This is a genomic window from Cupriavidus phytohabitans (assembly GCF_017815025.1).
Lineage (GTDB): Bacteria > Pseudomonadota > Gammaproteobacteria > Burkholderiales > Burkholderiaceae > Cupriavidus.
Window position 1 is genome coordinate 133,380 of sequence record NZ_JAGIQB010000004.1, and the last position, 24,930, is coordinate 158,309.

21 protein-coding genes are annotated in these 24,930 nt (G+C 67.6%); 4 read left to right on the forward strand and 17 right to left on the reverse strand.

All coding sequences use genetic code 11. From position 1 onward, the window contains the following. Nucleotides 1-29: 29 nt before the first annotated feature. Nucleotides 30-2,669 (reverse strand): penicillin-binding protein 1A, encoded by a 2,640-nt coding sequence (locus J8I34_RS04160; RefSeq protein ID WP_209805393.1) that lies wholly within the window; start codon nt 2,667-2,669, stop codon nt 30-32. Between the two features lie 319 nt (nt 2,670-2,988). Here J8I34_RS04160 and J8I34_RS04165 point away from each other — a divergent pair, with 319 nt between their 5' ends. After that, nucleotides 2,989-4,059 carry a porin gene (locus J8I34_RS04165; protein WP_029047574.1) on the forward strand — a complete coding sequence of 357 codons (1,071 nt, stop codon included), beginning with the start codon at nt 2,989-2,991 and terminating at the stop codon, nt 4,057-4,059. Between the two features lie 138 nt (nt 4,060-4,197). Here the strand turns inward: J8I34_RS04165 and J8I34_RS04170 are convergent, their stop codons facing one another. Next, nucleotides 4,198-4,683, reverse strand: coding sequence for a DM13 domain-containing protein (locus J8I34_RS04170; RefSeq protein ID WP_209805394.1), 486 nt, complete (start codon nt 4,681-4,683; stop codon nt 4,198-4,200). A 139-nt stretch (nt 4,684-4,822) separates the two neighbouring features. On the opposite strand from J8I34_RS04170, the gene J8I34_RS04175 reads away from it, so the two are divergent. Together J8I34_RS04175 and J8I34_RS04180 are read left to right on the forward strand one after the other, a co-directional pair. After that, complete coding sequence (locus J8I34_RS04175; protein WP_209771603.1) at nt 4,823-5,056, forward strand: CDP-diacylglycerol pyrophosphatase; 234 nt, start codon at nt 4,823-4,825, stop codon at nt 5,054-5,056. Beyond that, nucleotides 5,044-5,853 (forward strand): CDP-diacylglycerol diphosphatase, encoded by an 810-nt coding sequence (locus J8I34_RS04180; protein ID WP_209771606.1) that lies wholly within the window; start codon nt 5,044-5,046, stop codon nt 5,851-5,853. Before J8I34_RS04175 ends, J8I34_RS04180 begins: the two co-directional genes overlap by 13 nt. Before the next feature lie 21 nt (nt 5,854-5,874). Here J8I34_RS04180 and J8I34_RS04185 read toward each other — a convergent pair whose 3' ends face one another. The 15 genes from J8I34_RS04185 to J8I34_RS04255 form a co-directional block, all read right to left on the reverse strand. Beyond that, nucleotides 5,875-7,458, reverse strand: a complete 1,584-nt coding sequence (locus tag J8I34_RS04185; RefSeq protein WP_209805395.1) for a TAXI family TRAP transporter solute-binding subunit — start codon at nt 7,456-7,458, stop codon at nt 5,875-5,877. A gap of 1 nt (nt 7,459) precedes the next feature. Continuing rightward, nucleotides 7,460-8,650: a sodium/glutamate symporter gene (gltS, locus tag J8I34_RS04190; RefSeq protein ID WP_209771612.1), complete on the reverse strand. Its 1,191-nt coding sequence runs from the start codon at nt 8,648-8,650 to the stop codon at nt 7,460-7,462. A gap of 301 nt (nt 8,651-8,951) precedes the next feature. Beyond that, nucleotides 8,952-10,118 (reverse strand): ABC transporter permease, encoded by a 1,167-nt coding sequence (locus J8I34_RS04195; RefSeq protein ID WP_209805396.1) that lies wholly within the window; start codon nt 10,116-10,118, stop codon nt 8,952-8,954. A 14-nt stretch (nt 10,119-10,132) separates the two neighbouring features. Beyond that, nucleotides 10,133-11,287, reverse strand: coding sequence for an ABC transporter permease (locus tag J8I34_RS04200; RefSeq protein ID WP_029047568.1), 1,155 nt, complete (start codon nt 11,285-11,287; stop codon nt 10,133-10,135). Nucleotides 11,288-11,293: 6 nt separating this feature from the next. Next, nucleotides 11,294-11,986 (reverse strand): ABC transporter ATP-binding protein, encoded by a 693-nt coding sequence (locus J8I34_RS04205; RefSeq protein ID WP_029047567.1) that lies wholly within the window; start codon nt 11,984-11,986, stop codon nt 11,294-11,296. Nucleotides 11,987-12,038: 52 nt separating this feature from the next. After that, the gene (locus J8I34_RS04210) at nt 12,039-13,256 is read right to left on the reverse strand and encodes an efflux RND transporter periplasmic adaptor subunit (protein ID WP_029047566.1); all 1,218 of its coding nucleotides are present in this window, start codon (nt 13,254-13,256) and stop codon (nt 12,039-12,041) included. A gap of 189 nt (nt 13,257-13,445) precedes the next feature. Further along, nucleotides 13,446-13,793 (reverse strand): ArsR/SmtB family transcription factor, encoded by a 348-nt coding sequence (locus tag J8I34_RS04215; protein WP_084402460.1) that lies wholly within the window; start codon nt 13,791-13,793, stop codon nt 13,446-13,448. Further along, nucleotides 13,774-14,238, reverse strand: a complete 465-nt coding sequence (locus J8I34_RS04220) for an SRPBCC family protein (RefSeq protein WP_209771635.1) — start codon at nt 14,236-14,238, stop codon at nt 13,774-13,776. The genes J8I34_RS04215 and J8I34_RS04220 overlap by 20 nt, the downstream gene beginning before the upstream one ends. A 94-nt stretch (nt 14,239-14,332) precedes the next feature. Beyond that, entirely contained in the window at nt 14,333-15,286 is a 954-nt protein-coding gene (locus tag J8I34_RS04225) for a PDR/VanB family oxidoreductase (RefSeq protein ID WP_209771638.1), read from the reverse strand. A 73-nt stretch (nt 15,287-15,359) separates the two neighbouring features. After that, nucleotides 15,360-16,979, reverse strand: a complete 1,620-nt coding sequence (locus tag J8I34_RS04230; protein WP_369796440.1) for a trimethylamine N-oxide permease — start codon at nt 16,977-16,979, stop codon at nt 15,360-15,362. A gap of 368 nt (nt 16,980-17,347) precedes the next feature. Beyond that, nucleotides 17,348-17,650, reverse strand: coding sequence for a CBU_0592 family membrane protein (locus J8I34_RS04235; protein WP_029047561.1), 303 nt, complete (start codon nt 17,648-17,650; stop codon nt 17,348-17,350). Nucleotides 17,651-17,696: 46 nt separating this feature from the next. Then, nucleotides 17,697-18,593, reverse strand: coding sequence for a TorF family putative porin (locus tag J8I34_RS04240; RefSeq protein WP_209805397.1), 897 nt, complete (start codon nt 18,591-18,593; stop codon nt 17,697-17,699). 172 nt (nt 18,594-18,765) lie between these two features. Next, on the reverse strand, nt 18,766-20,496 hold the full coding sequence (betA, locus tag J8I34_RS04245) for a choline dehydrogenase (protein WP_209805398.1): 1,731 nt from the start codon (nt 20,494-20,496) through the stop codon (nt 18,766-18,768). A gap of 85 nt (nt 20,497-20,581) precedes the next feature. Next, nucleotides 20,582-22,048, reverse strand: coding sequence for an aldehyde dehydrogenase family protein (locus J8I34_RS04250; RefSeq protein ID WP_209805399.1), 1,467 nt, complete (start codon nt 22,046-22,048; stop codon nt 20,582-20,584). A gap of 28 nt (nt 22,049-22,076) precedes the next feature. Then, the gene (locus J8I34_RS04255; RefSeq protein ID WP_209805400.1) at nt 22,077-23,195 is read right to left on the reverse strand and encodes an aromatic ring-hydroxylating oxygenase subunit alpha; all 1,119 of its coding nucleotides are present in this window, start codon (nt 23,193-23,195) and stop codon (nt 22,077-22,079) included. A gap of 242 nt (nt 23,196-23,437) precedes the next feature. Between J8I34_RS04255 and J8I34_RS04260 the strand changes: the two genes are divergently transcribed. Further along, nucleotides 23,438-24,925 carry a helix-turn-helix domain-containing protein gene (locus J8I34_RS04260; protein WP_209805401.1) on the forward strand — a complete coding sequence of 496 codons (1,488 nt, stop codon included), beginning with the start codon at nt 23,438-23,440 and terminating at the stop codon, nt 24,923-24,925. Nucleotides 24,926-24,930: the final 5 nt, after the last annotated feature.

Here is a 24,930-nt window from a genome sequence, read left to right on the forward strand (position 1 = left end):
CGGCCAGTTGCAGCGCTCAGCCGCCACGCTCAGTTGCTGCCGTTGGCGGGCGAGATCACGGTGGGCGCGACCGGATAGATGGGCGCAGCGGGCGCTGGTGCCGCCGGGGCTGCAGGGCCAGTCGCGGGCGGCGGTGGCGGGAAGCCAGGAGCGGTGGCGCCGGCCGGCGCCGCGGGCGCCGGTTGGCCAGGCGGCGCTGTCGGCGCTGTCGGCGCTGTCGGCGCGGTGGGTGCGCTCGCCGTCGCGGGGTCCTGCGGCGGCACCGCCATCACCGTCTCCCCGCGATCCAGCGCCAGGCTGGACTCTTCGTCGCCACTGCCAGCGCCGGTCACCGGCGCGGAGGACGACGCCATCGGCGTGCTGGCCGGCGGCTTCACATCCGCCTCGGGCGCCGGCAGCGCCGGACGGCGCGGCGCCGGGCGCGGCGCGGTGGCGTCGTTGGCCTTGTCACGGCTGAACAGCTGGGTCCACCAGCCGCGCATCTGGTTGCCGAGCGAGGCGAACACATGGGTTTCCTCGTACTCGGCAAAGCGCGCGCGGCCGTCGATGACGCGGCCGCGCAGCGCGCGCTGGTAGAAGTCGCCGACCATCGGCAGCGCGCTGTGCGCGCCCTGGCCCCAGTAGTCGCTGCGCAGCGTGACGCGGCTGTCGTTGAAGCCGACCCAGGCGCCGGCGACCAGCTCCGGGTGCATCATGATGAACCAGCCGTCGGCGTTGTCCTGCGTGGTGCCGGTCTTGCCGGCCACGTCGGCGCGGATGCCGAAGCGCGAGCGGATGCCGGCGCCGGTGCCGCGGTCGATCACGTCGCGCATCACGTCGAGCAGGATCTGCGTGGTGGCATGGGGCAGCGCGTGCTCGGCGCGCGCCGGGCGGAATACCTGCAGCACATTGCCATTGCGGTCCTCGATGCGAGTGACCATGGTCGGCGCGATGTAATTGCCGGCGTTGGCGATGGTGCCGTAGGCGGCCACCATTTCCTTGAGCGTGACCGGGCTGGTGCCCAGTGCCAGCGACGGCACCTCGTCGAGCCGGCTTTCGCGCACGCCCATCTCGCGCGCCAGCCGCGCCACGCGCCCCGGACCTACCTGCTGCATCAGCTGCGCGGTGATGGTGTTGCGCGAGTAGACCAGGCCGTCGCGCAGGCTCATCGCGCGCCCGGTGGGACGGCCCTCGTCCGACGGGCGCCAGATCTCGCCGCCGGCCAGTTCGATCTCGACCGGCTGGTCCATCAGCGTGTCGTCGGGCGATTTGCCTTCCTCGAATGCGGCGCCGTAGACGAAGGGCTTGAAGGTCGAGCCCGGCTGGCGGCGCGCCTGCTGCACGTGGTCGAACGCGTCCTGCGTGTAGTCGCGGCTGCCGACCCAGGCGCGGATCTCGCCATTGCGCGGATCGATGGCAAGGAAGCCTGCCTGGATGCGCGTCTTCTGCTGGTGCAGCGCGCGCATGAAGGTGCCATTGGCCAGCAGGTGCTTCATCGCGTCTTCAGGCGGCGTGCCGGCGGCGGTGGCGGCGCGGTATTCCGGCGACTCGCGCACGAAGGCCTGCACCAGCGCGCGGTCCGCGGCCCAGCCTGCGCGCGGCGCCCAGGCCGCGTTGGCGATCGCCTGCAGGCGGTTGCCCTGCTGCGCCACCGCCTGCGTGGCCATGGCCTGCAGGCGCGCGTCGATGGTGGTGTGCACCACCAGGCCGTCTGCGTAGATGTCGTAGCCGTTTTGGTCGGCCCAGCCGATCAGCCACTTGCGCAGCTGCTGGGCGAAGTGCGGCGCGGGGCCGGGCGGCTCGGTCTGGCGCTCGAAGTCGATGCGCAGCGGACGGCGTTTGAGCTGCTCGTAGCGGGCCGCGTCGAGCTTGCCGCGCTTGACCATCTGTCCCAGCACGATATTGCGCCGGTCCAGCGCGCGCTCGGGGTTCAGCACCGGGTTGTAGTAGCTGTTGCCCTTGAGCATGCCGATCAGCGTGGCGCTTTGCAGCACGTCGAGCGAGCGCGCCGGCTTGTCGAAGTACGTGCGCGCGGCCATCTCGATGCCGAATGCGTTGTACAGGAACGGCACCGTGTTCAGGTAGGTCTCGAGGATCTCGTCCTTGGTGTACAGGGCCTCGATCTTGAACGCGGTGATCGCTTCCTTGAGCTTGCGCGTCAGCGTGGGTGCCCGGCCGATCTCGTCGGGATAGAGGTTGCGCGCCAGCTGCTGGGTAATGGTCGAGCCGCCCTGGCGGTCGCCCGTGAAGGTATGGACCGCGGCCGAGGCGATGCGGCGCCAGTCGAGCCCGTGGTGCTCATAGAAGCGGTGGTCTTCGGTCGAGATCAGCGCCGCCACCACGTTGGGCGAGATCTGTTTCAGCGGCACCCAGTCGCGGTTGGCCCACTTGAAGACCGCCAGCTCCCTGCCGTCGGCCGACAGCACCTGCGCGGGCTGCTCGGACTTGGCCTTGCGGATGTCGCTGATGCCAGGCGTGAACGGCACCAGCACCAGCACGTACAGCAGCAAGGCTGCCGGCACGGCGGCCATGCCAACCAGCACGCCGCGGCGCGTGGGGCGCAGCGAGCCGGGCCGGGTCAGGCCCAGGCGCGCGCTGCGCGCGCACAGGCCGGACAGGCGTTGCTGGATCGAGGCGGGGAGCGGAGCCTGCAGCGAGGCAAGCCGGGTCTTGATCTCTGCCAGCTTCATGACGCGAAGCTGTCGAGGCAAAGGCACATGGCGGCACGGGGCACTGGCATTACCGTCGTCGGAAAAGCCTGCATCCTACCAAAACGATCCCGTCGCTCACAGGGAAAACCCCCATGCGGGTGCTATTCGGCACATTGTGCTGCGCACTATTCGTCACAAGGCCTTCATATTGCGCCATCAGAATGCGCGGGCCGCACATGTGCGGACGTGCGCCGCCCGCAGGGTCCGGCGCGGCCAGCCGGCTCAGGCCGGCATGGCCCCCCGGTTCCGGTCGGACCGGCGCGGTGTCATGGAATCACCATAAAACAGAGAAATCACAGTGAAGAAAGCTCTCCTTGCATTGACGGCAGCAGTAGCCGCTACGACGGCATCCGGGGCGGCATCGGCCCAGTCCGCATCGAACGTAACGCTGTACGGCATTGCCGATGCCGGCCTCGAAGTCATCAGCCACGTGCCCGGCAGCAACGGTGCCCAGGGCACGACCACCCGCCTGAACTCGGGCAACCTCTCCGGCTCGCGCTGGGGCCTGCGCGGCACCGAAGACCTGGGCGAAGGCCTGAAGGGTATCTTCGTGCTGGAAAGCGGTTTCGATATCGATACCGGCACCTCTGGCCAGGGCAACCGCCTGTTCGGCCGCCAGGCCTACGTGGGCCTGCAGGGCAGCTTCGGCGCCGTCACGCTGGGCCGCCAGCAGAACGCGCTGTACGACCTGTTCGGCGCCTTCGACCCGATGGGCGTGGGCCCGCGCTACTCGCTCAACAGCGTCGACTCGGCCTTCAACGGCCGCGCCGACAACGCCATCAAGTACACCGGCAAGTTCGGCGGCCTGACCGCCACCGGCTTCTACAGCTTCGGCCGCGACAACAACGGCGAAGTGCCGGGCGAACCCAAGGTCGCGCGCAATTTCGGCGGCGGGCTGTCGTACGGCGTCGGTGGCTTCTCGGTGGGTGCCGCCTACGACCAGTACCAGGGCGCCACCGTGGCACTGCAGGACCGCAGCGCCAAGCGCGCCGCGGTGGGCACCGCCTACGCCTTCGGCGGCGCCAAGGTGTTCGCCGGCTACCGCTGGCTGAAGGACGACGGCGTCTCCAGTGCCACCGCCGCCGCGACCCGCAGCAACGTCTACTGGGCCGGCGCGCAGTACCGCTTCACGCCTGCCTTCCTGGTGACCGGCGCCGCCTACTACAACGACACCCGCAACAGCGATGCCGATCCGTGGATGTTCGTGCTGTCGGCGGACTATTCGCTGTCCAAGCGCACCGACGTGTACCTGAACGTGGGCTACGCCAAGAACAAGAACGGCTCGGCCCTGGGCCTGAATGGCGTGGGCACCGTGGTCGCGGGCGAGAACCAGACCGGCGCCACCATCGGCATGCGTCACCGCTTCTGATCCCGGCCTGCCCGCCCGTGGCACGCCAACGGCGCGCCACGGGCGGGCGCATGATGTTCATATCGACACCTTGCCTGTGCGGGGTTCGTTGGGCCGGTTCCTCGATCGGCCCTTTTTTCTTGCGCGGTCTTGCACGGCCTAGCGGTACGCCGCAGCACTGATGAACTGCCCGAACCGCTCGCACCAGATCACCACCGCACGGTGCTGGCCAGGGTCGACGCCATCCGGCAGCGCCACGGTGAAATTGCCGAATGTCTTCAACGGTGCAACCTGCACCGCGCGGTCCTTGATCGCAAGGAAAGCCGCCTCGGTGTCGACGAATTCCGGCACCAGGTAGATCCGGTAGTCCGGCCCCGGCGCCACGCTGCCTTCGAAGGCAATGGCCCGGGCCGACACATGCAGCCGTCCGCTGGCCCAGTGGAAGGCGTCACTGCCGGCCAGGTCCTTGCGGAAGTCGCCGGAATAGGCCGCCTGCCGCGACACCGCCTGTACCTGCCCGATACTCGCCCCCGCCTGCTCGGTCAGGATCGGCAGCACATAGATTCCGGCCGCGAAGCCGGTTGCCAGCATGGCGAGGTGCGTCAGCGCGAGGATCGCGATCTTGCGGGGAGACTTTGACGTCATGTCTGGCTCCAGTTTCCGGCGAGGGGACAGGGGTTGGTCGTTGCCGGTGCGGCTTCCTGACAGCAAGTTCCAACGGCAGTCATCAAAGCAACCCAGGAATGTGGTTATGATTTGTCGTCCTCATGACGAGAAGCTGCCTATGACACTCCACGTCACGATCCGTACCATCCGTACGGGCGCGCTGCAAACGGCCCGCTACCAGGCCCAGGTTTACCCGACCACCGATGCCGAAGCCCTGCCGCTGCTGGCCACGCCCTGGAGCGAACGCGAGGCCGAGGCCTTTCGCGACGCCCAGTTCTGGGCCCAGCGCCACGCTTATATCGTGTCCAACCCGCGGGTGGGGACGTACTACGGCATTCCATGCCGGCGCTGATGCCGGCACGCCGGCGCGGTGCGCTGGCGCTGGCAGCGGCATGGATGCTGGCGGGCTGCACCCCCGAGAAAGTGGTCGGCGTCCTGTCCGGCGGGCGCGACGGCCTGTGGCGCAACGTGCAGCAGCGCTGCCTGGCGCCGCCGCAGCCGCAGCATGCCGATTGCGCCAGCGTCGACCGTGCCCGCGGGCTGGTGCTGTACAAGGATGCGATCGGCTTGTCGCACTACCTGGTGATCCCGGCGCGGCCGGTGACGGGCGTGGAGGATCGCAGGGCGTGGGACGGCACCGGTGCCAACGCCTGGGCCTTCGGCTGGGATGAGCGCGGCATCGTCGGGCAGGCGCTGGGCAAGCCGGTGCCGGACGACATGCTGGGGCTGGCGGTCAATTCCCGCACCTCGCGCAGCCAGGACCAGCTTCATATCCACCTGGACTGCATCAGTGCCGCGGCGCGCGCCTTCGTCAATGGCGCGAGCGGGCCGATCGGCACCGAGTGGACTTCGCTGCGGTTCGACGGCAAGCCGGTGCGGGCCAGGTTTATCCCGGCTGCCGCGCCGGTCTTGTCGGCCGACCCGTTCGCGCTGGTCGGCGGCAGGGCTGACGACCCCGGCGCCAGCGCCATCGCGGTGCCGCCGCCCGACCGGGGCATCTTCCTCACCTATGGCCAGGACCGGCAGGGCCGCCCTGGCTTCTTCCTGGTGGACCAGCCGGTCCACGCGGCCGGCGGCAGCAATGGCCATGCCAGCGACTTCCTGGACCGGCGCTGCCGGCTGGCGGCGGAATTGCCGGCGGCGGGGTAGCGCGAGCGGCAGCTATCGGGGCTAGCGGACGCCCGGCTTGGATGCGGCCGGTGCCGGTGCCGACGCGGGCGCCGGGGCCTGAGCAGCCGGTCCTCCGGGCCGCTGCATTGGCGCGGCCGCCGTGCCTCCCGCCAGGCCGTCCAGCACCTTGGCCGCCGCCAGGTGCTGCGGAATCACCAGCCCTTCGCGCGCGGTCGCCACGTTGATCTGCCCACCCTGCGCGCTGCCACGCGCGACGAAGTCGCGGCCATGCCGGTACACCAGCCGCGTCAGGTCGGCCACCTCGGTGTCCGACAGGTCCGGCCCGGTCACCAGGATCGCCGCGGTGGCGATGGTGCGCACCGGCTCGCGCAGGCCAGGATAGGTGCCGGGTGCGATGCTGGCGCGGAAGTACCCCGCCTTCTGCCCGACCATCGCCGCGATCGCGCGCTCGTCCAGCGGCAGCAGCCGCAACGGCAGTTCGCTCACCGCATCGCGGATGCTGTCGGATGGCACGCCGATCACCTGCATCACGGCATCCACCTGGTTCTGGCGCAGTGCCACCAGCGCGGCGCCCAGGCCGACTTCCTCGGCCTTGAAATCCTTCTCGGTCAGCCCGTGCGCGGCCAGCACGCGCAGCACCGTGCCACGCGAGGCCGCGCCGCGTTCACCTACCGCGATGCGCTTGCCGTGCAGGTCGGACACCGAGCGCGCCGGATCGCCGTCGCGCACGAGCACATGCACCGGTTCCGGGTACAGGCTGCCGATGGCGCGCAGCGACGCGTGCGGCCCGTCCTCGGCAAAGGCGCCCTTGCCCTCGTAGGCATCCAGCGCGCTGTCGCCTTGCGCCATGGCCGCCGAGACCTTGCCGTTGCGCAGCAGGTGCAGATTCTCTTCGCCGCCACGAGTGACCAGCGCGATGGCGCGCACGCGCGCGCCGTCCACCAGTGCGCGCACGAAGCGCAGGTACTGGCCATGCTCGGCGCCGGCAGCGATGGCGTAGCCCTCGTCGACGCGGGCCAGCCGGGCGCGGATATTGGCGTGCGCGGTGGTGAGTTCCTGTTCGATCACCGCGCGCTGCGCCGGCGAGGCGTCTTTCTGGACCGCCTCGACCACCTTGCGCATCGCGTCCAGGATTGCCGCCGGGCCGGTGGGCGCGTTGGTGGCCACGGCCGGCGCCTCGGCCGGGCGGTAACCGGCGGGCTGCACGCTGACCCAGCGCTCGCCGTCGCGCCGGTACAGCGCGGTGCCGTGCGCGCGCAGGACGTCGCCCGCCTTGTTGCCGCCGCTGGTGATCCCGGTAATGCCGCGCGGCCCCGCGCCCAGCGCCGAGATCAACCCGGCCACGCCGGGCGAATCCCACGCGCCGAAGTCGTAGTCGCGCAGCAGCTTCAGTTCGGTGTCGAAATACACCACGCGCCGGGTCTCGCCGGCCGGCGCCTTGGTATCGGACTGCGAACCGCGCCGGTCGATGCCGACCAGCTGCACGGTGCCTGGCGGCAGCGCCTGCGCCAGGCGCTCGTTGAGGTCGGCGCGGATGCCGTCGGCGTTCGGGCCTCCGCCGCAGCCGGCCAGGCACAGGCTGGCCAGCAGCGCAAGGAGGAAGGCAAAGCAGGCACGGCGCATGTCAGCCTCCGATCAGCGGCAAGGCCAGCATCACGGTCAGCACGAACGCGTTCATCAGGTCGACAAAGAACGCGCCGGCCAGCGGCGTGATCAGGTAGCTGGTGGGCGCCGGCCCGTAGCGCGCGGTGATCGCGCGCATATTGGCCATGGCGGTCGCCGTGGAACCCATGTTGAAGCCGATGAACGCGGCCGAGGTGACCGCCGCCTCGTAGTCGCGGCCCATGAAGCGGAAGCAGACGAGCACCACATACAGGATGATGAACACGACCTGCATCGCGATGATCAGCAGGAACGGGCCGGCCGACAGCGCCACCTCGGCCAGGTCCAGCGCCATCATGGTCATGACCAGGAACAGCGACAGGCAGACGTTGGTGATCAGGTCGGTGGCGCGGTCGTCGAAGCGCATGCCGATGAACGGCAGCAGGTTGCGGATCGCGATGCCGAGCATCATGCACCACAGGAAGCCGGGGATGGTGATCGGGCCCGACGGCATCTGCGCCGCGATCCAGCGCCCGCCGATCACCGCGGCCAGGATGCCGGCCAGCGCCGCAAGCGCGCCGACCGTGGTGATCGGCGAAGCGGCGGCGGCTTCCTCCTCGGTGTCGCCGGCCTCGCGCGAGGTCGAGCGCAGCTTGTAGCGCGAGATCAGGTACTGCGCCACGGGACCCCCGATGATGCCGCCGACGACCAGGCCGATGGTCGCCACCGTCATCGACAGGTCCATCACCGCCTGCAGGTTGTTGACCTCGGCGAAGCGCTCGGCATACGCGGCCCCGGTGCCGTGGCCGCCCACCAGCGTGATGGAGCCGCTCACCAGCCCGAAGATAGGGTGCAGGTCGAGCGTCCTGGCCATGGCCACGCCGACGGCGTTCTGCACCACGATATAGGGCAGCAGGATGATCAGGAAGATCACCAGCGCCTTGCCGCCGCGCTTGAGCATGCGCAGGTCGGCGCCAAGGCCGACGCCGCCGAAGAACATCAGCAGCAGCACCGGCTTCATGCCGGGATCGATGACCACGCGGAAATTTGCCGCCGCCGCGGCCACTGACGCGACCATGGCGAACAGCAGCCCGCCGGTGACGGGGTCGGGGATGTTGTAGCGCGACAGGATGCCGACGCTGCGGTTGACCAGGGTGCCGATCAGCAGCACCACCACGGCGGTCAGCAATGAAGCCAGCAGGTCGAGATTCATCGGGGGCGTCCTGGCGGTAAGTCCTGCGGTGGGGCGCCGCTGGCCGTGCTGGTGCGCACTGGCCGCCAGCAAGGGCCTGGCGCGTAGCATGCATCACTACGGGTTGTAGACGGACGGTGGGGAGAAGGCAAGGAAAGGATCGGGGGCGATCGGAAACCTGTGGCGAAGCCAACGGTGTTTCGTGCACTTCAAGCGAAGCCTATGGTTTTGATGAACATAACTTTCGTGGAGGCGCGGGCCCTTCCCCCGGGCCCTCTCCCGCAAGCGGAAGAGGAGAGCACACACGCGGCAACGTACGCGCTCAACGCGCCCGCAGCGCATCCACGATACTCATCCTGGCCGCCCGTACTGCCGGCAGGAAGCCGCCCACCAGCCCCATCGCCATCGCGAACGCCAGCGTCTGCAGTGCGATGCCAGGCGTCAGGATGAAGCGGAACGACAGATCGGCAAACGTCTGGAAATTGGTCGTCGAGAACGACGCGAACTGCATCAGCGCCGCAAACGCGAGCCCGGCCACGCCACCCACCAGTCCGAGCAATGCCGCCTCGATCAGGAACGCCACCAGCACGTTGGCACGCTTGAATCCCAGCGCGCGCAGCGTGCCGATCTCGGCCACGCGGTTGGCCACCGACGCGTACATGGTGATCATGGCGCCGATCATTGCCGCAATCGAAAAAATCGTGGACAGCGTAAAGCCCAGGATATTGATAAAGCTCGACAGCGCCTTGGACTGGTCGCTGTAGAAGACCTGCTCGCGCTTGGCCTCGTCGGCCAGGCGCGGGTCGACGTCGATATCGGCGCGGAAGCGCTCGAACAGCGTGGGGTTGGCCAGCCGCACCACCATCGACGAATACGCATTGCGCCGGAACGACTGCATCAGCTGGTCGACATCGCCCCAGATCTCCGAGTCGAAGCCGCTGCCGCCGGCGTCGAAGTGGCCTACCACGGTCCACTCGCGCTGGGCGAAGCGCAGGTGTTCACCGATCCGCACGCCGGCAAAGCCGCCGGCAATGCTGCTGCCGACGATGATTTCAGCCGAGCCCGGGCGGAACATGCGTCCCGCCACGAGCCTGACCTGCGGACGCAGGTCCATGCCCAGCGGCGAAATGCCGCGGATCACCACGTTGGAGGGTTGCCCGGTGCTGGACTTGGTCAGCGAGATCAGCACCACCGCCTCGCGCGAGGCCATCGGCTGGCCGGTGCCGGTCATGGCCACCGCGGGGTGCATTTCCAGGATACTGGCCTGGCCGCGCTCGACGGCGCTCTGGATCTCGGTTTCGGCGCCCTTGCGGATCACCACCACGTTGTCGCGCTCGCCGGTGGTGACCAGCGTCTTCTTCAGGCCGGCATCCAGCATCAGCATGGTGGCGAAGACAAAAACCACCAGCGCCAGCCCGCCCGCGGTCAGCGCGGTCGTCAGCCGCCGGGCCCACAGGTTGCGCGCGATATAGGTGAGCGGGATCGCCATGGTTGTCCGCTGTGTCAGCCGATCGCCCGCAGGCCTTCGACGATGCGCACGCGCGCGGCCTGCACCGCGGGCACGATGCCGGCGGCGATGCCTACCGCGAGCGCGCACGCGGCCTGCGCGCGCATCGTCTCCGGCGATACCGTGAACACCGGGAACACGCCGCCTACCGCCTGCTTGAAGGCCGCCGCCATCGGCGGCGTGGCCAGCATGCCGAGCGCGCCGCCCGCCACGCAGATCGCCAGCGACTCGCCGAATACCAGCAGCGCGAGGAAGCCCGGGCCGAAGCCCAGCGCCTTGAGCGTGGCGTATTCCACGGTGCGCTCGCGCGCGCTCATCGCCATCGCATTGGCCATCACCGCCATGATGATCACGATCACCACGTAGGAGACCACGCGGATCGCCGCGATGATCTGGTTCGACATGGCGACGAAGCCGAGCTGGAACGCCTGCTCGGTCTCGGTCAGCGTCTCCGCCAGCGAGTTGCGGAACACGGCATCGACATTGCGCGAGATCGCCGCGGTGTTGTCGGGGTTGTCCACGCCCAGCACAAAGACCCCGACCTGGTCGGCCTGCCGCGGCGTCTTCTTGCGGATGGTTTCGTTCAGGTATTCCCAGTGGAACACCATCTGCTTCGTGATGATGCTTTCGTCGCGGCCGTCCATGATGCCGCGCACGACGAACTCCCAGGTGCCGGGGTAGATGGTGCCCTTGATCGGGATCACGTCGCCGATCTTGAAGCCGAACTGGTCGGCCAGCTGGCGGCCCACCAGCGCCCCTTTGCGGTCGCGCTGGTAGTCGGCGCGCTGCTGTTCGGGAACGATGAATTCCGGATAAAGATCGAGGTAGTTGTCCGACACCGCGAACTGCGCAAAGAAATTCTTGGGATCGCGATAGACGCCGCCGAACCAGTTCGAACGCGCCACCGAGGTCACGCCGTCGACGCCGCGGATGCGGCCCTCGTAGCTGAGCGGCAGCGGGAACACCAGCGAGATCGCATTGCGCGTCACCAGCCGCGCGCTGGACGCGGCCGACGCGCCGGCGTACCACGCGTCGATCACGGTCTGCAGCAGCCCGAACGCCAGCACCGCGATCACCAGCCCCAGCACGGTCAGCGCGGTGCGCAGCTTGTGCCGCAGTGCGTTGCGGGTGATCAGCTTGAGCGCGTACATGACAGGTCAGGCGACCTCGCCACGGATCAGCTCGCCCTTCTCCAGGTGCACCAGCGAGCTCGCCGCGGCCGCGGCATGGGCATCGTGCGTGACCATGATGATGGTCTTGCCGAGTTCCGCGTTCAGGCGCTGCATCATCGCCAGGATTTCCGCGGCAGAGGTGCGGTCGAGGTCGCCGGTGGGCTCGTCGGCGACGATCAGCGTCGGGTCGGTGATCAGCGCCCGCGCGATCGCCACGCGCTGCTGCTGCCCGCCCGACAGCTCGGACGGGTAGTGGCTCATGCGGTCGGCCAGGTTGACCATGTCCAGCACCAGCTCAACGCGCGCGCGGCGTTCCGCGCGCGGCAGGCTGGTCAGCATCAGCGGCAGCTCCACGTTCTCGAACGCGGTCAGCACCGGCATCAGGTTGTAGAACTGGAAGACGAAACCGACATTGGCCGCGCGCCAGTCGGCCAGCGCGGCTTCGGGCAGCTGCGTGATATCTAGCCCGGCCACTTGCAGCGTGCCGCTGTCGGGCCGGTCGATGCCGGCGATCAGGTTCAGCAGCGTGCTCTTGCCGGAGCCGGACGGGCCCATCAGCGCGACGAATTCGCCCTCGCCGATATCGAGCGAGATATCGGTCAGCACGGGCACGGTCTGCATGCCGCGCCGGTAGGATTTGGCGACGTGGCTGATGCGGACCAGCGGCGCGGCGCTCATGGGCTCACCCTCATATGGTCACCCTCATGTGGTCACACTCATGTGGTCACACTCAAGGCTTGGCCGGCGTGACGCGGTCGCCGTCGCCGAGCTTGTCGCCGGGGGACAGCACCAGCACGTCACCGGGCTTGACGCCCTGCACCGCGACCAGCTCGCCGAGCTTGTCGCCGGTCTTGACCTGGGTCTCGTGCGCCTTGCCGTCCCGGACCACGTAGACCACCTGCCGGCCATCGCGCGTGACCACCGCGGCGGGCTGCACCGCGACCATCGGCTGGCGGTCCCGCGCCGTGGCGGCGCGCGACAGGAAGGCGATCTTGGCGCTCATGTCCGGCAGCACGCGCGCGTCGCGGTCGACAAAGCGCACCTTGACCAGCACCGTGGCCTTGGAGCGGTCCACCGTCGGCACGATGCGCGATACCTGGCCGGCCAGGCGCACGCCCGGCAACGCGTCGAGCAGCAGCTCGCACGGCTGGCCGGCGCGGATCCTGGCGATATTGGATTCGGCGACGTCGGCCTCCACTTCCAGCGTCTCCATGTCGGCAATGGTCACGATCGCGCCCTTGGTGTCGGCGGCGGCCGAGAACGGCGTGATGTTGTCGCCCACGTTGGCATGCTTGACCAGCACCACGCCGTCGAACGGCGCGCGCACCACGGTCTGTTCCACCGCCACCTCGGCCGCGCGCGCATTGGCCTGCGCCGACGCGATCGACGCCTGCGAACTGCTGACCGATGCCCTGGCCTTGTTGTAGCGCGCGACGTCGGCGTCATACTGGTTGCGCGAGATGGCGTTCGGCACGATCAGGATCTGCGAGCGGCGCAGGTTGACTTCCGCGTCCTTCAGCTCCGCCTGCTGCAGGGCCAGGTTGGCCTGCGCCACCTTGACCTGGGCCTGCGCCTGGGCGAAGGTCGCGGACACGTCCTTGCTTTCCAGCCGCGCGATGACCTCGTCCTTCTTTACGCGCGAGCCTTCCAGCACGCCCAGCCATTCGAGCCGGCCCTGCGCCTTGGAAGCGACTGCCGCCTTGCGCTGCGGCACGACATAGCCAGTGGCGTTGAGCAGCGTGAAATTCTGCGTGGGATAGGCCGAGGTAACCGTTGTGGTCTGCACCGACCGAGGGCCGGCGAGCCTGACGGCGATGCCGAGCACGGCCAGCAGGACCAGCGCGATGACCGCATAGCGCAGCCATCTGCGCCGGGGGCGGAGGCGCGCGCCGGGCGCGGCGGTGGCGCTGCGGTCGATTTTCAGCCTGGACAGGTCGTGGTCAGCCAATTGCGCGCTTCCTCCGGCAGGCCTGGCGCGATCGCGGCCTGCGTGTTGCCGTGGTGGTGGGCGGGGGGCTTCCCAGTATAGCGGGGTGCGCGGGGGATTACATGCTGCGGCTTCTCTCTGCCTGGCAGCTGCTCCCTCTCCCGTTTGCGGGAGAGGGGAGCAAACCAGTGGCTCGCAGTGCGTCCCAAGCTAGTGATTCGTCTCCACCGCAAGCTTCAGCTTGCCCAGCGCAAACTCCCACTGCCTCCCGATCGCCTCCAGCGACCGCCGCGCCGCCTCGACCTGCCCAGGCTCGAACATCCACAGCCGCTCGCGCCCGGCCTTGCTGTCGCGCACCAGCCCGGCCTGCGACAGCACCTGCAGGTGCTTGGTCACCGCCTGCCGTGTCATGGTGCTGCCGGCGGTCAGCTGCGCGATCGACATCGCGCCGCCCGCGCACAGCGCCGCCACCAGCCGCAGCCGGGTTTCGTCGCCCAGCGCGGCAAATACCGCGGCGGACTGTTGCAGATCCAGCGCTTCAGGCGGCGCCGGTGACATGCTTGTGGACATTCTTCACCTGTTGATCCCAGCCGCCGCTGTTCATGCGGAACGCTTCCATGCGGCGCTCGGGCGGGATCTGGTCGAAGCCTGACTCGACCACGGTCAGCATGGTGCCGCCGTCGACTTCGCGCAGCGTGAATTCCACCAGCGTGCTCGGTTCGCCGGAATAGTCACGCCCCCGTTCCATTGGCGCGGGGTGCCAGCGCCAGGACAGCAGCCTTTCCGGCTCTACGCGTTCCACCTGCACGTCGAACTTCAGGTATTCGTAGCCGGGGTAGGTGATGCTGCCGACGGCGCGCCGGCCAGGTGTGAAGGTGGCGCCATCGAACTTGACGCCGAACCAGCTGCCGAAGGTATCGGCATCGGCCAGCGCGTGCCAGACGCGCGCCACGGGGGCTTCTATCAGGATGCTGCGTTCGATGCGGTCGGTGTCGGAAGGCATGTCCGGTCTCCTGTTCGGGGTTGATGTGCAACGGTATGGTTGCATGTTAGGAGGCCGGGACGGAAACGCAACCAAACGGTTGCTGATGACGCGATCAGAGATCCAGCACCAGCCGCTGCCCGTTGCACCGCGACACGCACAACATCATCGTCTTCTGCGCTGTCTTCTCCGCATCGGACAGGTACTGGTCACGGTGGTCCGCTTCCCCCTCCAGGATCGCGGTTTCGCATGAGCCGCAGATGCCCTCGCGGCACATGCAGTCCACCTGGACCCCGGCCTTTTCGATGGCGCGCAGCAGCGATTCCTCCGCGCCCACCTGCAGCGTCAGCCCGCTCTTTCGCAACACGGCCTCGAAGGCGCCGCCGGTGGCGTCCACCTCGTTGCGGAACTGCTCGAAGTGGATTCGGCTGGCGTCCCAGCCGGCGGCGCGCGCGGCGTTGACCACGGCGTCGTTCAGCGGGGCGGGGCCGCACACATAGACGTGGGTTTCGGCCGGCTGCGTGGCGAGCAGCGAGGCGATGTCGAGCATCGTGCCGGAATCGCTCTCGTACAGGTGCAATTGTTCCGGCTGCAGCGTGGCCGGCAGCATGTCGAGGAACGCGGCGGACTGCGCATTGCGGAAGCAGTAGTGCAGCTCGAAATGTGCGTTGCTCGCGGCAAGCGCCTGGATATGCGTCATGAACGGCGTGATGCCGATGCCGCCGGCGATCAGCAGATGGCGGCCGGCGCCGCGGTCCAGGCCGAACAGGTTGCCCGGCGCGCCGATATGCAGCTCGTCGCCCTCGCGCACCTGCTCATGCATGTAGCGCGAGCCGCCGCGCGAGGCTTCTTCCAGCCGTACCGCGATCTGGTAGTGAGCAGGGTTGTCCAGCGCGCTGGTCAGCGAGTAGGCGTTGCGCAGCCGGCCGCTGTCCATATGCACCACGACGTGGCTGCCGCTGGAAAACGCGGGCAGCGCGCCGCCGTCGCAGGGTTGCAGGGTGAAGCGCTTGATGCCGGCGGCCAGCGGCTCGACGCGGCCGACGCGTACGCGGAGCGTGTCAGTCATGGCAATACCTCGGAATACAGGGAATATCGGGAGGGGAAGCCAGGCCGGCATGGCGCCGGCCCGTCACGGCAAATCAGGAGATCACGGTCAGCCGCGCCGCGATCCACACCACCAGGGCGCCGACGATCAGCGCCACGTAGGGCAGCTTGCCGGCACGCGCATGCGGCAGTTCCATGTCGCGGCGCATCGACTCGGGGAAGCGGCCCTTGTCCTGGACGTAGTGGCGATAGATGAAGACCGGCACGATCAGCAGCGCGGCGATCAGGCCATTGCGCAGCGTGTTCTCGCCCTGGAAGTTGGCGCCGGCGCCGACAAAGGCCAGGTCGAAGAATCCGCAGAACGCGCCCAGTGCCAGCAGCCAGTTCTTGCACTTGTACGGGCGGGCCCAGTCGGGTCGGTCCATGCGGTGGATCCAGCCCGCCTGCAGGTTCAGGAACACGAAGATCATGTAGCAGACGTTGCTGATCGACAGCACCGCCATGTAGTTCGACATCAGCAGCAGGAACAGGTTGAACAGCAGGTCCGTCCACATCGCGCGCGTCGGGGAGCCGTGCTCGTTCACGTGCGAGAGGTAGCGCGGCAGCCAGCCGTCGACCGAGGCCTGGTACAGCGTGCGAGACGAACCCATCATCGAGGTCATCACGATCAGCAGGATCGCCAGCACCAGCATCACCACGATCACGTTGAACACCACTGCGCCGCCGCCGACGAACTTCGCCATTGCCGCGCCCACGCCGGAGCCGTCGACGATGTCCGGCGCCAGCATGCCTTGCAGGCCGAGCGAGCCCTGGAAGGCGATCGGCACCGCGATAAACATGAACAGGCACAGCACGCCGGACCAGAAGATCGCCTTGAAGGTGTCCTTCTGCGGATCCTTGAACTCGCGGGTGTAGCAGACCGCGGTCTCGAAGCCGAAGGTCGACCAGCAGGCCAGGAACATCGCGCCCATCGCCGTGCTGATGCCAGCCGCGTTCCAGCCGCCCAGCACCGCGGCGCCGGTGGCGTCGTGCGTCAGCGGCAGCAGTGGCAGGAAATTGGTCGAAGGCATGTCGCCCGTGAACAGCGGCACCAGCGCGATCACCACCAGCGGCGTCAGCGAGGCAATGCCGAGGATGCGCTGCGTGGTGGCCGCGGCCGAGGCGCCGCTGTGCTGCAGCTTGAAGGTGATCAGCAGGAACGCGGTGGCCAGCAGGAAGGTGGAGTTCACCCGCAACGTCAGGCCTTTGCTGACGAAGCCCAGGTCCAGCAGCGTCAGCTGCCAGGTGTTGATGACCGAATCGGCCGGGAACAGCGCGCTCAGCATGTAGCCGGCGGCCAGGCTGGTGCCCAGCGCCAGCATCGGCGACCACGCCACCCAGTTGCACCACACCGAGACCGGCGCGACGAACTTGCTGTAGCGCACCCAGCCGAGCGCGCCATAAACCGAGGCGCCACCCGACTTGTGCGGATACAGGCCCGAGATCTCGGCGTAGACGAAGCACTGCACAAAGCCGATCAGGATGGCCAGGATCCAGATCACCCACGCGGGGTTGCCGATAGTGGCGGACACGCCGCCGATGGTGAAGAGCACGCCGGCGGGCACGCCGCTGGTGACCCAAAAGGCGTCCTTCCAGGTCAGGGTGCGCTGCAGTTCATGGGATTGGGTTGGCTGGGTCTGTTGCTGCGCAGGGGCGAGCGGCGCCTGCGCGCCGATCGACAGCACGTCTTTCTGTGAATACACGAAATGTCTCCTTGCTTCCCGGTTGCCGTTTGTCTGGAGCGCGAACTCCGTCACGGTCTGCCGTCTGCGGTGGGTAGGTACTTGGGGTACTGCCTGCCGGTCGTTACGACGGTCGGGAATCTGTGGCGGGAATTTTGGGGGCGTTTCTCATCCTTGTCTCCTGTTGTCATCCCGGGGTTGCCGCGCGGCCTGAATCAGGTCTTGCAGCTTCCGGTTTCCTTTTGATTTACTAATAGTGAAAAACATTACTATCGGTGTTTCGGGTGAGTATAGGAACGGCCCTGCGCCAACGCAACGGAAGATTTGTAATCGCGTTGCAATCGGCACCAGCCGTGCCTCGACTACTGCTGCACGGGCTGCCCCGGACGCGGGCCACCCAGCGTTCCCACCACCGCGCGCCCGGCGCGCCGGTTGCGCCACCATCCCAACAGCGTCAGTCCCAGCCAGAAGCACTGGGTCAGGAACGAGGCCAGGTTGAACGCGCCCGCCAGCGAGACCAGGATGCAGCTCGGCCCGATCACGTTGAGGACGACGGCCAGCCGGCCGGTCGGGGATTTGTGCAGGACCTGCACGGCAAAATGCGCGGCGACGTAGGCGGCAACGCCGACAAGTCCGGTCACGTCGGTAAGACCCAGGGAGGCCATGGTGGTGTGCTTCGTAAGGCAGTGGTACAGCGGTTGATGAATGCCGTCAGAACGTCTTGGTCAGCGAGACCAGGAACGTGCTTTTTAGCGGGTTGGACACCGCCGGGTTGCCGGAGGAATCCAGCGCGCCGGTGGTGTAGTTGTCGTAGACGTCGGTGCGGCCCCAGCCGCGGGTATAGGCGCCGGTCAGCGTCCAGCCGCCTTCAAAGGCCTTGGACAGCGCCACGCGCACGTCGCGGAAGTTATAGGCGGCAAAGTTGCGCACGCGCTCCTGGCCGTAGTGCAGCAGCAGCGAGACGCCGTGGCCCAGGTCGAAGGTGCCATTCACGTCGAGGTAGCCGGAGCCGCGGCTGTGCAGGTCTTTGCCGGTCATCAGCGAGGCGCTGTTATAGCCGAAGTAGTCGGGCGTATAGGTCAGCCAGTACTTGACGTTGAACCACTTCCACGTCAGCGACGCGACTGCTTCGCCGTAGTTGTACCTGGTCTGCGCGTACTGCAGCTTCGCGCCCGGGTAGAGGTAGTAGTAGACCTGTCCGGCGTAGACGAAGTCGCCGATGCTGCCGGTATAGCCCGCATACAGGTCCCATTCGACCGTGCCGCCCTCGATGAACTTGTCGCTGATGCTGGACATCCAGGTGCCGGCGGAAAAACCGCTCGGATGGGCGTAGTCGATGCCGCCCTGCACAGCAGGCTTGCCCCACGTCTGGCGGAAGCCGCGCGAGACGTATTGCGAGGTCAGTGTCATGTTGGCGCTCCACGGCGACGTTGGCGCGGTTTCGGCCGGTGGCACGGTGGCAGTGACCTGCGGCACCGGCGCGACTGCCAGCGTGGTGTCGCTGCCGGCCTGCGCCAGCGCGGGCAGCGCCTGGCACAGCAACAGGGGCAGGGCGCTGTACAGGACGCTGTATGGGGCCCTTCTTGCAGCAAAGCATTTGCGCAGCATGGTTGTGTCTCATCCTTGGAGCCGGTCTGGGTTTGTTTATGGATCGCCGGCTTTGGTGGTGGGGGGCGATGCTTCCGACAGGGCGCACGCTGCCCGCCGGGACTTCGGTCCCGGCAGCGCATGTGCCGCAGTCAGGGTTCGGGCGGGATGCCCGCGCGCCGCGCCGCTCGGGTCAGGCAGGCATCGGCATGGGGATGCGTGCGGTGGGCGGCTGCGCTCGCTCCGCGCTCGCCTGCATGCGCGCAGGCGCCGCCTTGTAGTAAGGCGCCGTCGAACGCTGCAGTGGGGCGCGGCCGCGGATCACGTCGGCCAGCTTCTCGGCCATCATGATCGTGGGCGCATTCAGGTTGCCGGTGACGATCCTCGGCATGATCGAGGCATCGACCACGCGCAGGGCGGACAGGCCATGCACGCGGCCCTGGTTGTCGACCACCGCCATCGGGTCGGAGGCGTCGCCCATCTTGCAGGTGCAGGACGGGTGCAGCGCGGTCTCGGCATGCTCGCGCACGAAGGCGTCGATCTCGGCATCGCTCTGGATCATCATGCCCGGCTTGATCTCGCGGCCGCGGAACTGGTCCATTGCCTGCTGGCCGATGATCTCCCGAGTCAGGCGTATCGCCGCGCGGAATTCGCGCCAGTCGGCGTCGTGCGCCATGTAGTTGAACAGCAGGCGCGGCTTCACGCGCGGGTCGCAGCTGGCCAGCTTGACGAAGCCGGTGCTGGGCGAGCGCATCGAGCCCACATGGCACTGGAAGCCGTGCGACTGGACGGGATTGCTGCCGTCGTAGTTCATCGCCAGCGGGATGAAGTGGTACTGCAGGTTGGGCCAGGCAAACTCGTCGCTGCTGCGGATAAAGCCGCCGGCCTCGAAGTGATTGGATGCCGCGATACCGGTGCCGCGCAGGTACCACTCGATGCCGATCGGCGGCTTGTTCCACCACTTCAGCGCCGGGTACAGCGACACGGGCTTGGTGCATTCGTACTGCAGGTACATCTCCAGGTGGTCCTGCAGGTTCTCGCCGACGCCTTTCAGGTCCGCGACGGGATCGATGCCGAACGCGCGCAGCTCATCCGCATTGCCCACGCCGGAGCGCAGCAGCAGTTGCGGCGAGGCCACCGCGCCATTGCTGACGATCACTTCGCGGCGCGCGCGGGCCTCGCGCACATGATCGCCCTGGAGGTACGAAACGCCGATGGCGCGCTGCCCGGAGAACAGGATGCGGTCCGCGAGCGCACGGGTATGCACGGTCAGGTTGGGCCGGTCCTTCGCCTGGTCCAGGTAGGCCAGCGAAGTGCTGCAGCGGCGCCCGCGCGCGGTGGTGGTGCGGTCCATCGGGCCGAAGCCTTCCTGCCTGTAGCCGTTCAGGTCGTCGGTGCGGCCGTAGCCGGCCTGCTCGCCGGCCTTGATAAAGGCATCGAACAGCGGGCTGATACCGGCCTTCGGCGTGGTCACATGCAGCGGGCCGTTGCCGCCGTGGTAGTCGTTGGCGCCTTTGTCGTAGGTCTCGGCCTTGCGGAAGTAGGGCAGGCAGTCGGCGTAGCTCCAGTTCTCCAGCGCCCGGTTCTCCGCCCAGCCGTCATAGTCCATCGCGTTGCCGCGGATATAGACCATGCCGTTGATCAGCGACGAGCCGCCCAACCCCGTGCCGCGGCCTTGCGTCATGCGGCGATTGTTCATGTGCGGCTCGGGCTCGGTGACATAGGCCCAGTTGTAGGTGGTGCCCTGCAACGGGTAGGCCAGCGCGGCCGGCATCTGCGTGCGCCAGTCCAGGCGCCAGTCGGGACCGCCCGCCTCCAGCAGCAGTACCGAGACACCGGCGTCCTCGGTCAGCCGCGCGGCCAGCACGCAGCCGGCCGAGCCGGCGCCGACGATGATGTAGTCGTACTCATGGATTGCCTGCATGGTGCAATCTCCTTGTATGCGTGACGCCGTGCGTGGCGGCCCGGGGGCGGTGCCGCCGCGCACGCGATTGCGAAGTCAGCTGCGCTCAGGCGCCGAACCAGCCCATCGCCTTGGGGGCCAGGTTGATATAGCTGTGCTTGAGCTCGGTGTACTCGTCCAGGCCGATGCGGGCCAGCTCGCGGCCGATGCCGCTTGCCTTGTAGCCGCCCCACGGCGCTTCCGGGAAATACGGGTGATAGTCGTTGACCCACACCGTGCCGAAGCGCAGCGCGCGCGACATGCGGTTGGCCTTGTCCAGGTCGCGGGTCCAGACCGCGGCGGCCAGGCCGTACGGCGTGTCGTTGGCGGCACGCAGCGCTTCTTCCTCGGAGCGGAAGCGCTCGGCGGTGATCACCGGCCCGAAAATCTCCTCCTTCGCAATCTTCATCTCCGCCGTCACGTCCGCTAGCAGCGTCGGTTCCAGCCAGTAGCCCTTCTTGTATACGTCGCCGGCCGGGCGCTTGCCGCCGTGGACCAGCCGCGCGCCTTCCGCAATGCCGGCCTGCACCATGCCGAGGATCTTCTCGTGCTGTTGCGCCGACTGCACCGGGCCCATCTGCGTTTCGCCATGGAAGCCGTTGCCGATCACGATGCGCGGCAGGCGCTCGGCCAGCCGGCCGATGAATGCATCATAGATGCTGTCTTCGACCATCAGGCGCGAGCCGGCGGAGCAGACCTGGCCGGCGTGGAAGAACGCGGCGTTGAGCGCGTAGTCCACCGCGGCATCCAGGTCGGCATCGGCGAAGACGATGTTGGGGTTCTTGCCGCCCAGCTCCAGGCCGATGCGCTTGAAGTTGCCGGTGGCGGCCTTCATGATGCTCTCGCCGGCGAAGGCGCCGCCGGTGAAGGACACGAGGTCCACGTCGAGGCTTTCGGCCAGTTCCGCGCCTACTTCGGCGCCGCCGGTCACCAGGTTGAACACGCCCGGCGGCAGGTCCAGCTCGGCCACCAGTTGCGTGAAGTGGTGCGTGGTCAGCGGCGTCAGGTTGCTCGGCTTGATCACCACCGTGTTGCCCGCGCCCAGCGCCGGCGCGATCTTCCACGCAGCCTGCAGCAGCGGGTAGTTCCACGGCGTGATCAGGCCGCACACGCCGACCGGCTCGCGCAGCGTGCGGCTGATCACATGGTGCGGCGCTTCGTTGACGGCGCCCGATTCCGACGCCACCAGCCCGGCAAAATAGCGGAAGGTGGCGGCGATATCGCCCATGTCGGTGCGGCTCTCGGTCAGTGTCTTGCCGGTGTTGAGCGACTCCAGGTGGGCAAGCTTCTCGGCGTCGCGGTCGATCAGTTCGGCGATCTTGTTCAGCAGTTTCGCGCGGTCACGGATCGTCGTCTGGCGCCACGGGCCATCGAAGGCCTTGCGCGCAGCCGCGATGGCCAGGCGCGCGTCGGCGCGGGTGGCTTCTGCGGCCTGCGCGATCACGGATTCGTCGGCCGGGCTAACGATGGCGCGCGTGCCGTGGTCGATGGGCGACTGCCACTGGCCGTCGATATAGAGCTGGGTCTGGATCATTGCTGCGGTTCCGGTTGATCTTGTTGTTTCAGGCGGCCAGGGCGTCGAGCACCATCTGCTGGAAGTGCTGCACGCCGTGCTCGCCGATGGCGGAGGTCTTGTCGTCGGTGACCAGCAGCGGGCCCTGCCCGTTGCGGTAGCCGCGCGACTTCAGGCCGCGCTGCACCGATTCGACGATGCTGAGGTCTTCCGGCTTGAGCACGTTCTTGTAGTAGTCGATCAGTTGCTCCTGCTCGGCGGTGGGCGTGCTGTCGCGGAAGTAGAACTCGAAGTGCTGGATGGTGGTGTCGGCATCCACCGGGAACATGTAGAAGACGCCATAGTTGCCGTCACCCGGCAGCACGTTCAGCGTGACGTTGGGCCACAGCCAGTACGCGGCGAAGTCGGTGTTGGGGGCGTCGCTGTCATAGGTGAAGGCGTCGCTGCCCGAGCGGGTCTGGCCGACCTGGCTGGTGTAGAGGCCGCGCACTTCGTGCTTGTAGGTCTCCATCCTGATCGACTCGACCAGCGCGGGGTGCGCGGTCTGGCAGTGCAGGCACTCCAGGTAGTTGTCGACCACGACCTTCCAGTTGGCCTTCATCTCGTAGGTGAGCTTGTACGCCGGTACCAGCTTGTCGACGTCCGGGCAGCGTGCGCGGATCTCGTCATTCAGGCCGGCGGCCAGTTCGGCCAGCGGCTTCGCATCCATGTCGAGGTTGACAAAGACCAGGCCGCAGAACTCCTCCACGCGCACCGGCGTCAGGCCCGCGCTGTCCTTGCAGAAGCCCGGCACATTCTCGGCGTTGCGCACATGGATCAGCTTGCCGTCCAGGCCGAACGACCAGGCGTGGTACGGGCAGGTGATCACGTTCTTTGCCTTGCCGGCGCCATCGGCGAACAGCTCGTGCGCGCGGTGCGGGCAAACGTTGTAGAACGCGCGCAGCACGCCATCGCGGCCGCGCACCACGAACACGTTCTCGCCGGCCACCTTGGCGGTGGCGTACTGGTTGTTCTCGGCGACCTGGCTCTTGTGCATCACGCACACCCAGCTGCGGGCGAAGATCGTCTTCTTTTCGTGCTCGAAGATCTCCGGCGAGGTGTAGTAGTGGGCCGGCAGCGTGTAGGCCAGCGGGGTCGTGCTGCAGACGGGGGCGGTGGTCTCTTGCATGGGGTGTCTCCTCGTTTGTCTCGGTCTGTGCGGTGACTTGTTGATTAACTAATAGTAAATTAAATTACCAATAGTGATGTGAAGCGAAGTCTAGTGACGAGGACGGGGATGCTGCAATACTAGAAAATCAATCAAATTTCCATGTCAATTGATCCGTTCTATCAATTCACGCGATTCAGCCTGATGGTGTAAGGTTCGAGTTACTCAATTCACCATCGGTTGAAAAAAAGTAAGGGAATGCCATGACCGAAGACACCTTTGCCACCCGCCTGAAAGGCGTGCTGGAGGGCAAGAGGATCATGCTCAAGCAGGTGGCCGAGGCCCTGTCGGTCTCGCCATCGGCAGTACACAAGTGGACCCGCGGCGGCGAGATCGAGTACGAGCGCCTGCTGGCGTTGGCACGCTTCCTGGGCGTGAACTGGCTGTGGCTGCGCTATGGCGAGCAGGCCATTGCCGACTTGGAGGCGAGCTCCGCATCCGATCCGCACATCAAGGAACTGCGGCAGAAGCACCTCGCCGAGATCATGGAAAGCGAGGCGCGGATGAAATTTGCGCAGGAGGTCTCGGGCATCGTCACGTGGGAATGGAACGTGCTGACCGATGGCCTGACGTACTCATCCAACGACGTCACGCTGTTCGGCCGCCATATCCGCAACATGGACGATTTCTGGGCCTGCGTGCATCCGGCCGACGTGGCGCGCCTGAAAGAGGTGCTGGCGCGCACGCTGGGCGCGCAGGAAATGCACGAGTGGGAATTCCGCGTGGTGTACGAGGGCAGCACGCGGTGGATCTCGTCGCGGGCCACGCTGGTGCGCGACTTCGACCAGCGCCCGGTGAAAATGATCGGCGTGAGCCTGGACATCACCGAACGCCGCCGCGCCGAAGCCGCCCTACGCCAGAACGAGGCACTGCTGGCCAAGGCGCAGGAGATCGCGCACCTCGGCGGCTGGACCTGGAACATCCAGACCGACGACTGCGCCTGGACCGACGAGGCCTACCGCATCTTCGGCTGGGCGCCGCAGGCGTTCAAGGTGACCATGGACCGCTACCTTGCATCGATCGTGGAGGAAGACCGCCCGCGCGTGCAGGCCGCCATCCGCGCGGCCACCGTCGACAAGGCGCCGTACCGGGTCGACTACCGCATCACGCTGCCCGACGGCAGCCACCGGGACATCCACGAGGAAGGCGAGGTCACGCTGGACGAGCATGGCAATGCGCTGACCATGGTGGGCGCGTCGCAGGACGTGACCGAACAGAAGCGGGTGGAGGCCGCACACCGCGACAGCGAGGAACGCTTCCGCGCCACCTTCGAGCAGGCTGCGGTGGGGATCGCCCACCTGGACCTGAACGGGCACTGGTTGCGCGCCAACCGCAAGCTGCGCGAGATCCTGGGCTACGACAACGCCACGCTGGTGCAACGGACGTTCCAGGAGCTGACGGTGCCGGAAGACCTGGAGGAGAACCTGGCGCTGTACCAGCGGCTGCTCGATGGCGAGCTCGAGACCTACACGCTGAAGAAGCGCTTTATCCGCGCGGATGGCGGCACGGTGTGGACCAAGGTCACCACCTCGCTCAGCCGGCGGCCGGGGGATGGCGGGCCGGCGTATCTGATCGCGATCGTCGAGGCGCTGGACGAGGAGGGGATTGGGGCGAGCGATGATGGCGGCAAACCGGCGGCGGTCCGCACGCCGCGCAAGCGCGCGGGGGATAAGGCGCGCAGCCCGGCCTGAAACGC

Coding starts and splice junctions, on each gene's coding strand:
- betA (WP_209805398.1), bottom strand. CDS start 20,496: ATGCAGGCAATCCATGAGTACGACTACATCATCGTCGGCGCCGGCTCG.
- J8I34_RS04225 (WP_209771638.1), bottom strand. CDS start 15,286: ATGACTGACACGCTCCGCGTACGCGTCGGCCGCGTCGAGCCGCTGGCC.
- J8I34_RS04160 (WP_209805393.1), bottom strand. CDS start 2,669: ATGAAGCTGGCAGAGATCAAGACCCGGCTTGCCTCGCTGCAGGCTCCG.
- J8I34_RS04180 (WP_209771606.1), top strand. CDS start 5,044: ATGCCGGCGCTGATGCCGGCACGCCGGCGCGGTGCGCTGGCGCTGGCA.
- J8I34_RS04215 (WP_084402460.1), bottom strand. CDS start 13,793: ATGTCACCGGCGCCGCCTGAAGCGCTGGATCTGCAACAGTCCGCCGCG.
- J8I34_RS04240 (WP_209805397.1), bottom strand. CDS start 18,593: ATGCTGCGCAAATGCTTTGCTGCAAGAAGGGCCCCATACAGCGTCCTG.
- J8I34_RS04195 (WP_209805396.1), bottom strand. CDS start 10,118: ATGGCGATCCCGCTCACCTATATCGCGCGCAACCTGTGGGCCCGGCGG.
- gltS (WP_209771612.1), bottom strand. CDS start 8,650: ATGAATCTCGACCTGCTGGCTTCATTGCTGACCGCCGTGGTGGTGCTG.
- J8I34_RS04255 (WP_209805400.1), bottom strand. CDS start 23,195: ATGCAAGAGACCACCGCCCCCGTCTGCAGCACGACCCCGCTGGCCTAC.
- J8I34_RS04185 (WP_209805395.1), bottom strand. CDS start 7,458: ATGCGCCGTGCCTGCTTTGCCTTCCTCCTTGCGCTGCTGGCCAGCCTG.
- J8I34_RS04205 (WP_029047567.1), bottom strand. CDS start 11,986: ATGAGCGCCGCGCCGCTGGTCCGCATCAGCCACGTCGCCAAATCCTAC.
- J8I34_RS04200 (WP_029047568.1), bottom strand. CDS start 11,287: ATGTACGCGCTCAAGCTGATCACCCGCAACGCACTGCGGCACAAGCTG.
- J8I34_RS04260 (WP_209805401.1), top strand. CDS start 23,438: ATGACCGAAGACACCTTTGCCACCCGCCTGAAAGGCGTGCTGGAGGGC.
- J8I34_RS04235 (WP_029047561.1), bottom strand. CDS start 17,650: ATGGCCTCCCTGGGTCTTACCGACGTGACCGGACTTGTCGGCGTTGCC.
- J8I34_RS04170 (WP_209805394.1), bottom strand. CDS start 4,683: ATGACGTCAAAGTCTCCCCGCAAGATCGCGATCCTCGCGCTGACGCAC.
- J8I34_RS04250 (WP_209805399.1), bottom strand. CDS start 22,048: ATGATCCAGACCCAGCTCTATATCGACGGCCAGTGGCAGTCGCCCATC.
- J8I34_RS04220 (WP_209771635.1), bottom strand. CDS start 14,238: ATGCCTTCCGACACCGACCGCATCGAACGCAGCATCCTGATAGAAGCC.
- J8I34_RS04175 (WP_209771603.1), top strand. CDS start 4,823: ATGACACTCCACGTCACGATCCGTACCATCCGTACGGGCGCGCTGCAA.